Genomic DNA, 14,445 nt, shown 5'->3' with positions numbered 1-14,445 from the left:
GATTCATGGCTTCTTCGGCGCCATCCGCAGCAGCGGGTCGGTCCATCCCGGCGGCAGGGCGGCCAGCAGCCACACTGCGGCGACCATCGGCCAGGGAAAGCCGATGCGGCCGCGGTTGCGCTCCAGCCCGCGGCGGATGACCGCGGCGGCACGGTCAGCGTCCATCAGGAAGGGCATGGGAAAAGGGTTGCGGTCGGTCATCCGGCTGCGCACGAAGCCGGGGCAGATCACCGACACACCGATCCCGTCACGGGCCAGGTCGCCGCGCAGCGCCTCCCCCCACACCCGCACCGCCGCCTTGCTGGCGCAATAGGCCGGGGCCCCGGGAAAGCCGCGGAATCCGGCCAGTGAGGCCATCAGCGCCACCTGACCGCGGCGGCGCGCGCGCATGGCCGACAGCAGCGGGAAGACGCTGTTCATCACCCCGTCCAGGTTGATGGCGAAGATGCGCCGCGCCTGGTCCTCCGTCTCGCCATCCAAGCCGGTGCCGGCCGACACGCCCGCGTTGGCGATCACCAGGTCGACGGGCGTGCGGGCGTCAATGCCCGTCAGCCAGGCCGCCATGGCATCCCGGTCGGCGGCGTCCACCACCCCCTCCTCCACCGCGGCGCCGCGGTCGCGGCAGCGCCCCGCCACCGCCGCAAGGCGTCCCGGGTCGCGCCCGCTGAGCCCCAGCGTCGTCCCCGGCCCGGCGTAGGCCAGCGCCAGGGCCTCGCCGATGCCGCTGGACGCCCCGGTGATCACGATCGTGCGCGGATGCCGCATGTCGGTTTGCCTTCACCGCTTGTTGGTGTGTCGGGGGCGGGATATAACTCGCCCCGCCCTGTCCCTCCGATTGTAGCCGAGGCCGCCCTTGACCGCCCAACGTCCCGTCGTCGCCAGCATGACCGGATTCGCCCGCGTCGACGGCCATGCCGACGGCTTCACCTGGACCTTCGAGGCCAAGAGCGTCAACGGCCGCACCCTCGACATCCGCTGCCGCCTTCCCAACGGCTTCGACGGGATCGAGGCGGCGGCGCGCGCCGAGGTGCCCCGGCGGCTGGCGCGGGGCTCCGTCAACCTCACCCTGGCGCTGACGCGCACCGCCACGGTGTCGCAGCTCCGCATCAATCGTGAGTTGCTGGCCCGGGTGCTGGAACTGGCCCGCGAAATCGAAGGCGCCGGCGCCGCCCCGCCCCGGCTGGACGCCCTGCTGTCGGTGCGCGGCATCATCGAGCCGGTGGAGGAGGACGAAGCCGAATCCCGGGAGCGTTTGGAGGCGGCGTTGAAGGCCGACCTCGGCGTGCTGATCGACCGCCTCGCCGCGGCCCGCGCCGCCGAGGGGGCGCGCCTCACCACCATCCTCTCCGGCCACCTGGACGAGATCGGCCGGCTGGTGGAGGCGGCAGCGGGCTGCGCCTCGCTGCAGCCCCAGGCGCTGCGGGACAAGCTGAAGGCCCAGGTGAACGCCCTGCTGGACGCCGTCCCCGCCCTGCCGGAGGAGCGGCTGGCCCAGGAGGCGGCGCTGCTGATCGCCAAGGCCGACGTGCGGGAGGAGATGGACCGCCTGCGCGCCCACATCCAGGCGGCCCGCGACCTGCTGGCCGAGGGCGGCGCCATCGGCCGCCGGTTCGATTTCCTGTGCCAGGAGTTCAACCGGGAGGCCAACACGCTGTGCTCCAAGTCGGCCGATGTGGAACTGACCCGCATCGGTCTCTCGCTCAAAGCCTCCATCGAGCAGTTGCGCGAGCAGGTCCAGAACGTCGAGTAACCGGGAACGCACCGCCCATGTCTGCCAACGCCACCGACGCCCAGAGCACCGCCCCTGCCCCGAAGCCGGGGGACATCCACCGCCGCGGCCTGATGCTGGTGCTCTCCTCCCCCTCCGGCGCCGGAAAGACCACCATCTCCCGCCGTCTGCTCGACCTGGATCCCGGCATCACCATGTCCGTGTCGGTGACGACGCGGCCGATGCGCCCGGGGGAGAAGCCGGGCATCGACTACTACTTCGTGGACCTGCCGGAGTTCGAGCGCATGGCCGCGGCCGGCGACCTGCTGGAACACGCCCGCGTCTTCGACAACTGCTACGGCACCCCGCGCGGTGCGGTGGAGACGGCGCTGCGCGCCGGCCGCGACGTGCTGTTCGACATCGACTGGCAGGGCACCCAGCAGCTTGCCGAGAACGCCCGGGAGGATCTGGTCAGCGTCTTCGTCCTGCCACCGTCGGCGGCGGAACTGGAGCGGCGCCTGCACAGCCGCGCCCAGGACTCCGCCGAGGTGATCGCCCGGCGCATGGCCAAGGCATCGGACGAGATGAGCCACTGGGCCGAGTACGATTACGTCATCGTCAACACGGACGTGACGGAAAGCGTCGCGTCGGTCCAGGCGATCCTTCGGGCCGAGCGCCTGAAGCGCCGCCGCCAGGTGGGGCTGTCCCCCTTCGTCAAGGGACTCCAGGCTGCGCTCTGAGCGGTCCTCAGCTCACCGCGGTGTAGCGCCCCGGCCGGTGGTTGATGGCGATGATCAGGTTCAGCACGGTGGCGCCCAGCAGCGACAATGCCACCTTCTCCGGTTCCACGACGAAGAAGGCCGCCGACACGATCACGGAATCGACGCCGAGCTGGAACCAGCCCGCACGGATGCCGTAGCGATCCTGAAGGTACAGGGCCAGGATATTGGTGCCGCCCAGCCCGGTCCGGTGGCGGAACAGGATGAGCAGCCCCAGTCCCATGAGGGCACCGCCAACGACCGCCGCATACACGGGATCGACGTTGGCAATGCCGATCCATTCCGGCGTCAGCCGCGCAAACACCGACACCAGCGCGATGGCGATGAAGGTGCGCACCGCCATGCTCCACCCCATCCGCCGCACGGCCAGCCAATAGAACGGAAGGTTGATCAGAAAGAAAATTATCGGAAAGCCGACGCCGGAGGCATATTGGAGAAGAAGGGAAAGCCCGGCCATCCCGTTCGTAATCAGGACGGCCTTCGTGTAGAAAGCCAGACCAAGCGATACAACCAACGTCCCGGTGACGAGTGCCGCGGCGTCCTCATACAGCCGGTGTTTTGAAACCGTATTGGGGTCCGTCATCCGTCACCTTTCCCTGATCGGCCGCCAACCGGCATCGACAGGCTTTTAGACCGCGGTCGGCAAGGTTTTCAACGCCGATCCATCATCGTAGGCACACCGATCGATTTAACCCCTCCGTCACCGGCCCGCAAAGAAAGCGTCATGTGCGACCGCTAATGTTCGCGCCGCGCGGACCCCCGGACAGGGGTGGCCCGCCAACCATCATTGGCGAAAGCACGGCGAGGCGAGAACATGGACACCCGGGACACTGCCCCCAAGGGCACGAAGTACCTGACCTTCGAAGCCGGTGAGGACATCGGCAGCAACCCGACCACCAACCCGACGCTGGGCGATGTCATCAACGCGCGCTTCGGCCGCCGCGACCTGATGCGCGGCATGCTGGCCACCGCCGCCGCCGGCGCCCTGCTGGGTCCGTCGCTGATGGCGGTGAGCCGCGAGGCCGCCGCGGCCGCCGGCAAGCCGACCTTTTCCTTCACCGAGATCCAGCACGGGGTGGACGAAACCCACCACGTTGCCCCCGGCTACGATGCCGACATTCTGATTCGCTGGGGCGACCCGGTGCTGGCCGACGCGCCGGCCTTCGATCCGATGAAGCAGAGCGCCGAGGCCCAGGCCAAGCAGTTCGGCTACAACAACGACTACGTCGGCTACGCGCCGCTGCCGCTGGGCTCCAACACGCCCGACCACGGCCTGCTCTGCATCAACCACGAGTACACCGACGAGGAGGTGATGTTCCCCGGCGTCGGCCGTGAGCAGCAGGAAGCCAAGTTCGACAAGATGACCCGCGAACTGGCGGACATCGAGATCGCCGCCCACGGCGGTTCGGTGATCGAGATCCGCAAGGTCAACGGCAAGTGGACCTACGATCCGAAGTCCACCTACAACCGCCGCATCACCGGCGAGACCGAATGCGTCATGGTCGGCCCGGCGGCCGGCCACGCGATGATGCAGACGTCCGCTGACCCGTCGGGCACCAAGGTCCGCGGCATGCTGAACAACTGCGCCGGCGGCATGACGCCCTGGGGCACCTGGCTGTCGGCCGAAGAGAACTTCAACGGCTACTTCTGGGGCAAGAGCGACGACGCCGCGCTGAAGCGCTACGGCGTGCCCGGCGGCTGGTACAACTGGGGCGAATACCACGACCGCTTCGACGTCACCAAGGAGCCGAACGAGTCCAACCGCTTCGGCTGGATCGTCGAGATCGACCCCTACGACCCCACCTCGACGCCGCGCAAGCTGACGGCGCTGGGCCGCTTCAAGCATGAGGCCTGCTCGGTCGTCATCGACAAGAGCGGCCACGCCGTTGCGTACATGGGCGACGATGAGCGCTTCGACTACGTCTACAAGTTCGTGTCGAAGAACACCCACAAGGACGGGGACCGCGCCCACAACATGACGCTGCTCGAAGAGGGCACGCTGTACGTGGCGAAGTTCGACACGGACGGGTCGGTGACCTGGATGCCGCTGGTGTTCGGCCAGGGTCCGCTGACCGCCGACAAGGGCTGGAAGGACCAGGCCCACGTTCTGATCCACGCCCGCCTGGCAGCCGATGCCCTGGGCGCCACCAAGATGGACCGCCCCGAGGACATCGACGTCAACCCGAAGACCGGCCGCATCTACGTGATGCTGACCAACAACTCCCGCCGCAAGCCGGAGCAGGTCGACGCCACCAACCCGCGCGCCGCCAACAACTGGGGCCACATCGTCGAGATCATCCCGGCGAACGGCGACCACATGGCGGACAAGGCGACCTGGCAGATGCTGATCCAGGGCGGTACGGCCGAGGTGGGCGGCCAGTTCAACGCCGCGACCACGGCGAACGGCGTGTTCGCCTGCCCCGACAACTGCGCCATCGACAGCCATGGCCGCCTGTGGGTCACCACCGACCAGGGCGAGAACTGGAAGAAGGCGTCGGGCACCGCTGACGGTGTGTGGGCGGTCGAGACCGACGGCGACCTGCGCGGCACGTCGAAGATGTTCTTCCGCGTGCCCGTCGGTGCCGAGATGTGCGGCCCCTGCTTCACCACGGACGACACCACCCTGTTCGTCGCAGTGCAGCATCCGGCCACCGACGGCGTCGACCAGTGGGAGAAGTTCGCGGGCAAGAAGTCCTCGTTCGAGGATCCGGCCACCCGCTGGCCCGACTTCAAGGACGGCATGCCGCCGCGCCCGTCGGTCGTGGCCATCACCAAGAAGGACGGCGGCGTCATCGGTCTCTGATCGCTGACACCATCTCCCGAATCAGCAAGGGCGGCCCCTCACGGGGCCGCCCTTCGCGTTTGCCGTCGCCCGGACCGGCTCAATAGTAGAAGCCGTACAGCCGGGACTTCTCGCACCAGGCGGTCATGAACGCCTTCAGTGCCTTGATCAGGTTGCCGCTGCTGCGGTCGTGGCGGAAATCCGCGAAGGTCGCGTAGGTCATCGTCATCTCCATCGTCTTCTGGAGACCAATGTAGTCTGGCATGCCACATCCCAGTAGCGCCGATAACGCAACCCTACGACGTCCCTATTGCATAGCAACACCCGTTATACGTGCTGAAAGTCCGTCCTTCCGATGGTTTGCCACCCAAAGAAAAAGCCCCGCTCGCGCGGGGCTTTTCCGGTTCGTTGGGTGGGGGACGATCAGCCCTTCTTGGGCGGCGGGGCGGTGTAAACGAAATTGTCGAAGGTGTTCTCGGCGACGCGGAACCACAGGTATTCCTCGTCGCGGAACTTCTTCCACGGCTCGTAAATGGCGCGGAACCGCTCGTTGCGGGCCGATTCTTCATCGTAGAGCTGGAAGGCCGCCTGGTAGCACGCCTGCATGACATCGCGCGGGAACGGCTTCAGTACCGTGCCGGCGGCCACCAGACGCTTCAGGGCGTTCATGTTCTGGACGTCGTACTTGCCGAGCATGGAGATGGTGGCGGCGGCGCACGCCGAGTCCAGGATCGACTTGTAGTTGGCGGGCAGCGCCTCGTACTCGTTGATGTTGGTCATCAGCGACACCTGCGGGCCGCCTTCCCACCAGCCGGGGTAATAGTAGTACTTGGCGACCTTGTAGAAGCCCAGCTTCTCGTCGTCGTACGGACCCACCCACTCGGTGGCGTCGATGGTGCCCTTCTCCAGCGCCGGGTAGATGTCGCCGCCACCGATCTGCTGGGGAACGGTGCCCAGCTTCTGGATCACCTGGCCGGCGTAGCCGCCGATGCGCATCTTCAGGCCGTTCAGGTCCTCGACCGACTTGATCTCCTTGCGGAACCAGCCGCCCATCTGGGTGCCGGTGTTGCCCGCCGGGAACTGCACGATGTTGTAGTTCTTGAAGAACTCGCGCATCAGCTCCAGGCCGCCGCCGTGGGTCATCCACGCCATCTGCTGGCGGGCGTTCAGGCCGAACGGAATGGCCGCGTCGAAGGCGAAGGTCGGATCCTTGCCGACGTAGTAGTAGGACACCGTGTGACCGCACTGCACGGTGTTGTTCTGGACCGCGTCCAGCACCTGCAAAGGGGGAACGATTTCACCACCGGCGAAGACGCGGATCTGGAAATTGCCGTCCGTCGCCTCGGCCACGCGCTTGGCGATCTCCTCGGCACCGCCGTAGATGGTGTCGAGGCTCTTCGGGAAGCTGGAGGCGCAACGCCACTGGATCTTGGGCGTGCTCTGGGCGATCGCGGGGGCCGCGATGGTGGACGCGGCGGCACCGACGCCGGCCGAGGTCAGGAATGTACGACGCTTCATGCTGGAAGACTCCCTGGTGATCGCTTCCTTGGGGTTTTATGGACGCCGCAACGGCCCGACGCGCCGGCGACAAGGCGGCGTAGGCGCGTAGACATCGAAACGGAAGTTGCGGATCACCCCGGAACCGGCCGCCGTGCGGGCGAGCCCGCTCGCTACCTGAATGGACACGCATTTCCCCCGTCTCTTGCTCCGGTGGCAGATGGCGGGTGGTTGCCCGCCGTCCGCTCCGGATTGTTTGGCGGGGCCAACTATGCCGGAAAGAAAGTGGCCACTTCAAGGCCTAGCACGCACTGGTGCTACCACATTGCGGTGCCCGCGCGGTCAGGTGAACTTGTTGACCCGCGGGAAGCCGTTGGGCGGCATTTTGCCCACCCGGGCGCGCGGTTCGATCCACCCCGTCAGGTCGGTGACGCGGAACACCCGCTCTCCCTGCCGCCAGGACAAACCATCGGCCATGGCGAAGACCTTGAGGTCGGAGAGGCTGGCATCCTTGTACTTCTGAAGCTGCACACCCTTGCCGCGGGCCAGCACCGGCAACTCGTCCAGCGCAAAGACCAGCAGTTTCCGGTTGTTGCCGATGACCGCAACGTGGTCACCCTCGGCCGGCACGCAGATTCGCGCTTCGCGCCCGTCGTCCAGGTTGAGGACCTGCTTTCCGGCGCGGGTCTGTGCCAGCACCTCGTTCTCCTCCACCTGGAATCCGCGCCCGTCGTCCGATGCGACGACCAGCCGGCGGCCGGGCTGGTGGGGGAAAAGGGCGACGATCTCGGTTTCGTTGCCGAGATCGATCATCAGCCGCACCGGCTCGCCGAAGCCGCGGCCACGCGGCAGCTTGTCGGCACCCAGCGTGTAGAACTTGCCGTTGCTGGCGAACACCAGGATCTTGTCGGTCGTCTCGCAAGGCACCGCGAATCGTTGACGGTCGCCCTCCTTGACCTTCACCTCGGCAATCTCCGACTCCGGCAGGTGGCCGCGGACGGCGCGGATCCACCCTTTCTCGGAGCACAGCACCGTCAGCGGCTCGCGCTCGATGGTGGCCTCGACGGGGATCTCCAGCACCGGCGGAGCGTCGGCGATCAGGGTGCGGCGGGCCCCCAGCGGCCCCTTGCCGAAGGTCTTCCGGATCTCCGCGATCCCGTCAGCGATGCGCTTCCAGCGCTTGGCCTCATCGGCCAGCAGGTCGGCCAGTTCCGCCCGCTCCGCCGCCAGCGCATCGTGCTCCTTGCGGATCTCCATCTCCTCCAGCTTGCGCAGATTGCGCAGGCGCATGTTGAGGATGGCGTCCGCCTGCACCTCCGTCAGGGAGAAGACGCGCATCAGATCCTGCTTGGGCTCGTCCTCCTCGCGGATGATGCGGATCACCTCGTCCAGGTTCAGATAGGCGACGAGGTAGCCGCCCAGCACCTCCAGCCGGTGGTCGATCCGGCCCATGCGGTGGCGCGACCGGCGGACCAGCACCTCGTGGCGGTGGTCGAGGAAAGCTTGCAGGACCTGGCGCAGGTCCATGACGCGGGGCACGTTGTCGGCGCCCAGCACGTTCATGTTGAGCGCGAAGCGGATCTCCAGATCGGTGGCCTGGAACAGGGAGGCCATCAGGACCTCGGGGTCCACGTTCCGGCTCTTGGGCACCAGGACGAGGCGGACGTCTTCCGCCGACTCGTCGCGCACGTCCTCCAGCAGCACCAGCTTGCGCGCGGTCAGCAACTCGGCGATGCGCTCCACCAGGCGCGCCTTCTGCACCTGGTAGGGGATCTCGGTGACGACGATCTGCCAGGTGCCCTGCCCCAGCTTCTCCACCTCCCACCGGGCGCGCAGGCGCAGCGAGCCGCGGCCGGTGCGGTAGGCTTCGACCACCGTGTCGCGGGGTTCCACCAGCACGCCGCCGGTGGGAAAATCGGGGCCGGGCATGAAGCCGACCAGCTTTTCGATGGGCGCGTCGCGGTCCCTGATCAGGTGGCGCAGGGCGTCGCAGATCTCCCCCACATTGTGGGGCGGGATGTTGGTCGCCATGCCCACGGCGATGCCGCTGGAACCGTTGGCGAGCAGGTTGGGGAAGTTGGCCGGCAGGACGACCGGCTCCTCCCCCTCGCCGTCGTAGGTGGCGCGGAAGTCGACCGCGTCCTCCTCGATCCCCTCCAGCAGAGCCTTGGCCACCGCGGTCAGGCGCGCCTCGGTGTAGCGCATGGCCGCGGCGTTGTCGCCGTCGATGTTGCCGAAATTCCCCTGTCCGTCGATCAGCGGAAAGCGCACCGCGAAGTCCTGCGCCAGGCGCACCAGCGCGTCATAGACCGCGGTGTCGCCGTGGGGATGGAACTTGCCGATGACGTCACCGACGACGCGCGCCGACTTCTTGGGCGAGGTCTCGGGATCGAGCCGAAGCTGGCTCATGGCGAACAGCAGCCGCCGGTGCACGGGCTTCAGCCCGTCGCGCACGTCGGGCAGCGAGCGCGCCATGATCGTCGACAGGGCGTAGCTGAGGTAACGTTCGCCAAGCGCCTCGGCGAGCGGCTTGTCCTGGACGTCGGATGCAGGGACGGGGGTCTTCATGGCCGCACCCTACCAGATTTGGTAAGGCGGAATCCACACGGAAGTGTTCTCGTATTGTTCTGCTCCGGAGTCAGGCGGACAGCCGCCCGATGCGTTCGGCCAGGCGCAGGCGGGACGGTGGCAGGGGCCCGTTCAGCAGATGACGTTCCAGGAAATGGCCGGTCAGGCGCAGCCCCTCCAGAACCTCGTCCCGGCCGCCGCCGCCGCGGCCGGCGAGGAAGCCGGGCAGCGGCAGCAGCCGGTCGCGGTAGGGCTCCCCCGCGGCAACGGACACCGCGCGCCCGGTGCGCGGGCTGACGTAGGCGAGATAGTCGTTGCTGCCGGTGACGGCGCAGCGGTCGATGTCCAGCCCGAATCCCAGTTCGGCGAGCAGCCCCGCCTCCCACCGCACATAGGCCTCGGCCCAGGCGGTGCCGCCCAGCACGTCGAACAGCGCCAGAAGGCCGTCGAACACGGCCGGGTGCGGCTGGCGTTCCGGCAGCGCCGATTCCGTCAGGGCGCAGGCCGACGCCAGCGCCGCCAGCCGCAGCGGGTCGTCCAGCAGGACGGCGGCGTAGGCGTGCACCGATTCCAGGGTGAAGGTTCCGAGATGCTCGACCAGGCGGCCGCGCCAGCGGGCGGCAACCAGGGTCCCCGGCTCCAGGTCCGCGCGCCGGCGGCTCGACCGGCCGCCCTGGACCAAGCCGGCGTGGCGACCATGGTCGCGCGTCAGCAGGACGGCCACGGCCGCCGTCTCGCCATGGGGGCGGGCCGACAACACGATCCCCCGATCGGTCCAATCCATGGCCATGGCTGCGCGATTCCTGTGGCGGTTGAAACGAGGCGGAGCCTTCACCAGTCGTTCACCATTAAATTACTATCGTTGTCGCTCAAGTCGACCGGAGAGAGCCGGTTCGGCGGGTTTGACGGCGCGCGCGGGTGAGGGGCTGTTGAGCGGTTCGATCGATCGATACCTGCTGGCGGAGCGGGCGGGAAGCGAGGGGGTGTGGGACTGGGATCTCCGGACCGACACGCTCTATCTCTCGCCGCGATTCAAGGAGTTTCTCGGCCTGTCGGCGGGTGACGCGGTGAACCGGCCGGAGGATTGGCTCAACCGCGTTCATCCCGACGATGTGGAGTGGCTTTACGCGTCCTTCGAAGGCCAGATGGTCGGGGTCACCCTGCCCTTTCAGATCGAACACCGGGTGCGGCGCACCGACCGGGCCGACGTCTGGCGCTGGCTGGTGTGCCGCGGCGTCGCCGTGGCCGACGAGTCGGGGGAGCCGGTGCGCCTGGTCGGCTCCGTGGCGGACGTCACCGACCGCAAGCTGGCCGAAGAGCGCCTGCGCCAGAGCGAGGAACGCTACGCCCTGGCCGCGGCCGCCAGCAACGACGGCCTCTACGACTGGGACCTGACGACCGGTACGGTCTATTACTCGCCCCGCTGGAAATCCATCCTGGGCTATGAGGAGCACGAGATCGGCAACCGGCCGGAGGACTGGTTCGATCGCGTCGTTCCCGACGATCTGCCGGCCCTGCGCAAGGCCATCGACGCACAGCGCGGCGCCGGCGGCGAGCCGTTCCAGGTGGAGCACCGGATGCTCGATGCCGCCGGAAACGTGCGCTGGATGTCGTGCCGCGGCCTCAGCCTGGTGGATGACCGCGGCGTCACCGTTCGCATCGTCGGCAGCCAGACCGATGTCACCGCGCGCAAGCTGGCGGAACAGCAGCTCCGGCACAGCGAGGAGCGCTATGCCCTGGCGGCGCAGGGCGCCAACGACGGCCTGTGGGACTGGCAGCTCGACACGGACGAGGTCTATTACTCGCCGCGCTGGAAGGCCATGCTCGGCTGCGACGAGGATGCGGTGGGGTCCTCCCCGCTGGAATGGCTCCGGCGCGTCCATCCCGCCGACCGTCCGGGGCTGGAGAGCGCCATCGCCCTGCACCTGACCGGCCGGCGCGACAGCCTGCAGCACGAATTCCGCATGACGCACGCCGACGGATCGGAGCTGTGGATGGTGGTGCGCGGCCTGGCGGTGCGCGACGGCAACGGGCGCGCCCTGCGCATGGCCGGGTCGATGACCGACATCACCGCGCGCAAGCAGGCGGAGCAGCAGCTCCTCTTCGACGCCCTGCACGACGGCATGACGGGCCTGTCCAACCGCACGCTGCTGCTCGACCGCATCGGCCAGTCGCTGGACCGCCACCGGCGCACCGGCGCGCGCCATTTCGCCGTGCTGCTGCTGGACATCGACCGCTTCAAGACCATCAACGACACGCTGGGCCCCCACGCCGGCGACCGCATCCTGCGAACCATCGCCAAGCGGCTGGAGGACAGCCGCCGCATGGGCGACACGCTGGGCCGCCTGTCGGCGGACGAGTTCAGCATGCTCCTGAACGACATCGACGACGTGGGCGACGCGCTGTCCGCCGCCGAACGGCTGAGCCAGGCGGTAGCCCGGCCGATCGACCTGGACGGCCACGCCGTCGTGCTGACCTGCTCGGTCGGAATCGCGTTGAGCGAATCGGGGTACGAACGGCCGGAGGACATGCTGCGCGACGCCAGCCTCGCCATGTACCGGGCGAAGTCCGGCGGCCGCAACCGCATCGACGTGTTCGACGGCGCGCTCCGCCGCCAGGCCATGGCGATGATGCGCACCGAATCCGATCTGCGCACCGCGCTGGAGCAGGGGCAACTCTGCCTGTACTACCAGCCCATCATCACTCTCGGTTCGGGCCGCATCGCCGGGTTCGAGGCGCTGATGCGCTGGCGCCATCCCGACCGCGGCCTGGTGCCGCCGCTCGACTTCATCCCGCTGGCCGAGGAAACCGGGCTGATCGTGCCCATGGGCCGCTGGGCGGTGCGGGAGGCGGTGCGCCGCATCGCCGACTGGCAGACCCGATTCCCGCGCTCCGAGCCGCTGTTCATGAGCGTCAACGTCTCGTCGCGCCAGTTCCTCGACGACGATCTGCCCGGCCTGGTGCGCGAGGTGCTGACGGATCACCCGATCCCGCCGCGCTCGCTGAAGCTGGAGATCACCGAAAGCCTGCTGATGAAGGACCCGGACCGCTGCCGCGCGATCATGCAGGAGATCCGGGCCATGGACGTCCGCCTGTCCATCGACGATTTCGGCACCGGCTATTCGTCGCTCGCCTACCTGCACCGCTATCCGGCGGACACGCTGAAGATCGACAAGACCTTCGTGCAGGCCATCGCCACCGGCGAAAGCAGCGCCGCCATCGTCCAGGTCATCACCACCCTGGCCGCCATCCTGGGCATGGACGCGGTTGCCGAAGGCATCGAGTCCGCCGGCGAGGCGGAGTTCCTGCGCGACATCGCCTGCAAGTACGGCCAGGGCTACCACTTCGCCCGACCGGTCCCCGACGATGCCGCGGAAACGCTGCTGGCGCAGGAGGGCGCCGCCGATTCCGCAGCCGTCGAGGCCGTACCGGGGTGAGCGCTTATGCGCCGCCGAAATCCAGCCCCCAGACGCCATAGCGTTCGGGGTCGTCCAGCCAGTTCTCGCGCACCTTGACGAACAGCATCAGGTGGACGCGGCGCTCCAGCATGGCTTCGAGTTCGCTGCGGGCGGCCTGGCCGATCTGCTTGATGCGCTGGCCTCCCTTGCCCAGCACGATCGCCTTCTGGCTTTCGCGCTGGACGAAGATCACCTGGCTGATCTTCACCGAACCGTCCTGGAACTCCTCCCACGACTCCGTCTCCACCGTGGCGGAATAGGGGAGTTCCTGGTGAAGCTGGAGGAACAGCTTCTCCCGCGTCAGCTCCGCTGCCAGCAGGCGCATGGGCATGTCGGAGATCTGGTCCTCCGGGTAGAGCCAGGGGCCTTCCGGCACCCGGCCCGCCAGGAAGGCACGCAGGTCGTCCACGCCGTCGCCGGTGGTGGCCGACACCATGAAGGTGTCGGTGAACAGGCCGTCGCGGTTCAGCTCCTCGGCCAAAGTCAGCAGGGACTCGCGCTGGCGCACCAGGTCGATCTTGTTGAGGACGAGGATGGCGTTGCGCCCCTCCTCCTTCAGCCGCTCGATGATGCCGCGGGTGTCGTCGTCGACGCCGCGACGCGACGCGTCGACCAGCACGCCGATCAGGTCGGCATCACCCGCCCCCTGCCACGCCGCCGCCACCATGGCGCGGTCGAGCCGGCGCTTGGGCTTGAAGATGCCGGGCGTGTCGACGAACAGAAGCTGGCTGTCGTCGGCGATGGTGATCCCCAGCACCCGCGTGCGCGTCGTCTGGACCTTGGGGCTGACGATGGACACCTTCGCGCCGATCAGGGCGTTCAGAAGGGTCGACTTCCCGGCGTTGGGGGCGCCCACCAGGGCGACGAAGCCGCAACGGGGGTGTTCGGGCTCGCGCCCCGGCATCTCTTCGACGTCCGTACCATCAGTCATCGACCGAAACTCCCAGCGTGCGCAGGAGCTGAGCGGCCGCCTGCTTTTCCGCGGCGCGCTTGGACGGGCCGGAACCGACAACCGGCTCCATCCCCTCCACCCGCACCTGCACCCGAAACACGGGTTCGTGCGCCGGACCCGACTGGTCCAGCAGTACATAAGTGGGCAGCGGCCGCCCCCGCCCCTGCGCCCATTCCTGAAGCGCCGTCTTGGCGTCGAGCGGCGGCGGCTCGCCGCGGTCGAGGGCCGGCGCCCAGGCGCGGCGGATGAAGGCGCGCGCCGTCTCCAGACCGCCGTCCAGATAGAGCGCGCCGATCACCGCCTCGCACGCGTCGGCCAGGATGGTGCGGTTGTTGCGCCCGCCCCCCGTGGCCTCCCCCGGCGACAGTCGCAGGTAGCGTCCCAGGTCGATGGCGTCGGCGACCCGGCCCAGTGCTTCGCGCCGTACCATGGCGGCGTGGCGCTTGGCCAGCGCCCCCTCCTTCTCGTGCGGGTAGCGCTCCAGCAGCCATTCGGCGACGCACAGGCCGAGCACCCGGTCGCCCAGGAACTCCAGCCGCTCGTAGGCGATGCCCGGACCCTGCGCCGGCGAGGCGCCCTTGCCGGACCGCTCCAGGCCCATGAGGCTGGGATGCGTCACCGCGTCGGCGAGCAACCGCTCGTCGGCGAAGCGGTGGCCGAGCGCATCCGCCAGCCCACCGATATCGGAACCCATGATCGCC

The 14,445-nt window shown here is 68.4% G+C and carries 12 protein-coding genes; 4 read left to right on the top strand and 8 right to left on the bottom strand.

Features of this window, described 5'->3' with window-relative positions:
• Nucleotides 1-3: 3 nt before the first annotated feature.
• A complete protein-coding gene (locus G472_RS0100740; protein ID WP_029006822.1) occupies nt 4-765 on the bottom strand; it encodes an SDR family NAD(P)-dependent oxidoreductase in 762 nt (253 codons plus the stop codon).
• A gap of 118 nt (nt 766-883) precedes the next feature.
• On the opposite strand from G472_RS0100740, the gene G472_RS0100735 reads away from it, so the two are divergent.
• Complete coding sequence (locus tag G472_RS0100735) at nt 884-1,750, top strand: YicC/YloC family endoribonuclease (RefSeq protein WP_029006821.1); 867 nt, start codon at nt 884-886, stop codon at nt 1,748-1,750.
• 17 nt (nt 1,751-1,767) lie between these two features.
• On the top strand, nt 1,768-2,448 hold the full coding sequence (gene gmk / locus G472_RS0100730; protein ID WP_029006820.1) for a guanylate kinase: 681 nt from the start codon (nt 1,768-1,770) through the stop codon (nt 2,446-2,448).
• Between the two features lie 7 nt (nt 2,449-2,455).
• On the opposite strand, the gene G472_RS0100725 is transcribed toward gmk, so the two are convergent.
• The gene (locus G472_RS0100725) at nt 2,456-3,070 is read right to left on the bottom strand and encodes a YitT family protein (protein ID WP_029006819.1); all 615 of its coding nucleotides are present in this window, start codon (nt 3,068-3,070) and stop codon (nt 2,456-2,458) included.
• A gap of 231 nt (nt 3,071-3,301) precedes the next feature.
• Between G472_RS0100725 and G472_RS0100720 the strand changes: the two genes are divergently transcribed.
• Complete coding sequence (locus tag G472_RS0100720) at nt 3,302-5,290, top strand: PhoX family protein (protein WP_029006818.1); 1,989 nt, start codon at nt 3,302-3,304, stop codon at nt 5,288-5,290.
• Between the two features lie 79 nt (nt 5,291-5,369).
• Here G472_RS0100720 and G472_RS38570 read toward each other — a convergent pair whose 3' ends face one another.
• From G472_RS38570 to recO, 4 genes are all read right to left on the bottom strand, one after another.
• Nucleotides 5,370-5,534 (bottom strand): hypothetical protein, encoded by a 165-nt coding sequence (locus tag G472_RS38570; protein ID WP_156926945.1) that lies wholly within the window; start codon nt 5,532-5,534, stop codon nt 5,370-5,372.
• Nucleotides 5,535-5,692: 158 nt separating this feature from the next.
• Entirely contained in the window at nt 5,693-6,787 is a 1,095-nt protein-coding gene (locus G472_RS0100710; protein WP_029006817.1) for a TRAP transporter substrate-binding protein, read from the bottom strand.
• A 321-nt stretch (nt 6,788-7,108) separates the two neighbouring features.
• On the bottom strand, nt 7,109-9,334 hold the full coding sequence (gene parC, locus G472_RS0100705; RefSeq protein ID WP_029006816.1) for a DNA topoisomerase IV subunit A: 2,226 nt from the start codon (nt 9,332-9,334) through the stop codon (nt 7,109-7,111).
• Between the two features lie 70 nt (nt 9,335-9,404).
• Entirely contained in the window at nt 9,405-10,118 is a 714-nt protein-coding gene (gene recO / locus G472_RS0100700) for a DNA repair protein RecO (RefSeq protein ID WP_029006815.1), read from the bottom strand.
• A 145-nt stretch (nt 10,119-10,263) separates the two neighbouring features.
• Between recO and G472_RS0100695 the strand changes: the two genes are divergently transcribed.
• Nucleotides 10,264-12,771: a sensor domain-containing protein gene (locus tag G472_RS0100695; RefSeq protein WP_029006814.1), complete on the top strand. Its 2,508-nt coding sequence runs from the start codon at nt 10,264-10,266 to the stop codon at nt 12,769-12,771.
• Between the two features lie 4 nt (nt 12,772-12,775).
• Here the strand turns inward: G472_RS0100695 and era are convergent, their stop codons facing one another.
• Together era and rnc are read right to left on the bottom strand one after the other, a co-directional pair.
• Nucleotides 12,776-13,723, bottom strand: a complete 948-nt coding sequence (era, locus tag G472_RS0100690) for a GTPase Era (protein ID WP_051340098.1) — start codon at nt 13,721-13,723, stop codon at nt 12,776-12,778.
• Nucleotides 13,716-14,438 (bottom strand): ribonuclease III, encoded by a 723-nt coding sequence (rnc, locus tag G472_RS30530; RefSeq protein ID WP_035690602.1) that lies wholly within the window; start codon nt 14,436-14,438, stop codon nt 13,716-13,718. The genes era and rnc overlap by 8 nt, the downstream gene beginning before the upstream one ends.
• Between the last annotated feature and the right edge of the window lie 7 nt (nt 14,439-14,445).

Origin of the sequence: Azospirillum halopraeferens DSM 3675, assembly GCF_000429625.1 — a bacterium.
GTDB classification, from domain to species: Bacteria; Pseudomonadota; Alphaproteobacteria; order Azospirillales; family Azospirillaceae; genus Azospirillum; species Azospirillum halopraeferens.
This window is presented reverse-complemented; position numbering and strand designations above follow the sequence as displayed.

Bases quoted from the DNA above. Each gene is read 5' to 3' on its own strand.
- G472_RS0100740 (WP_029006822.1), bottom strand. From the start codon at position 765: ATGCGGCATCCGCGCACGATCGTGATCACCGGGGCGTCCAGCGGCATC.
- G472_RS0100725 (WP_029006819.1), bottom strand. From the start codon at position 3,070: ATGACGGACCCCAATACGGTTTCAAAACACCGGCTGTATGAGGACGCC.
- G472_RS0100735 (WP_029006821.1), top strand. From the start codon at position 884: ATGACCGGATTCGCCCGCGTCGACGGCCATGCCGACGGCTTCACCTGG.
- G472_RS38570 (WP_156926945.1), bottom strand. From the start codon at position 5,534: ATGCCAGACTACATTGGTCTCCAGAAGACGATGGAGATGACGATGACC.
- rnc (WP_035690602.1), bottom strand. From the start codon at position 14,438: ATGGGTTCCGATATCGGTGGGCTGGCGGATGCGCTCGGCCACCGCTTC.
- era (WP_051340098.1), bottom strand. From the start codon at position 13,723: ATGACTGATGGTACGGACGTCGAAGAGATGCCGGGGCGCGAGCCCGAA.
- parC (WP_029006816.1), bottom strand. From the start codon at position 9,334: ATGAAGACCCCCGTCCCTGCATCCGACGTCCAGGACAAGCCGCTCGCC.
- gmk (WP_029006820.1), top strand. From the start codon at position 1,768: ATGTCTGCCAACGCCACCGACGCCCAGAGCACCGCCCCTGCCCCGAAG.
- G472_RS0100720 (WP_029006818.1), top strand. From the start codon at position 3,302: ATGGACACCCGGGACACTGCCCCCAAGGGCACGAAGTACCTGACCTTC.
- G472_RS0100710 (WP_029006817.1), bottom strand. From the start codon at position 6,787: ATGAAGCGTCGTACATTCCTGACCTCGGCCGGCGTCGGTGCCGCCGCG.
- recO (WP_029006815.1), bottom strand. From the start codon at position 10,118: ATGGATTGGACCGATCGGGGGATCGTGTTGTCGGCCCGCCCCCATGGC.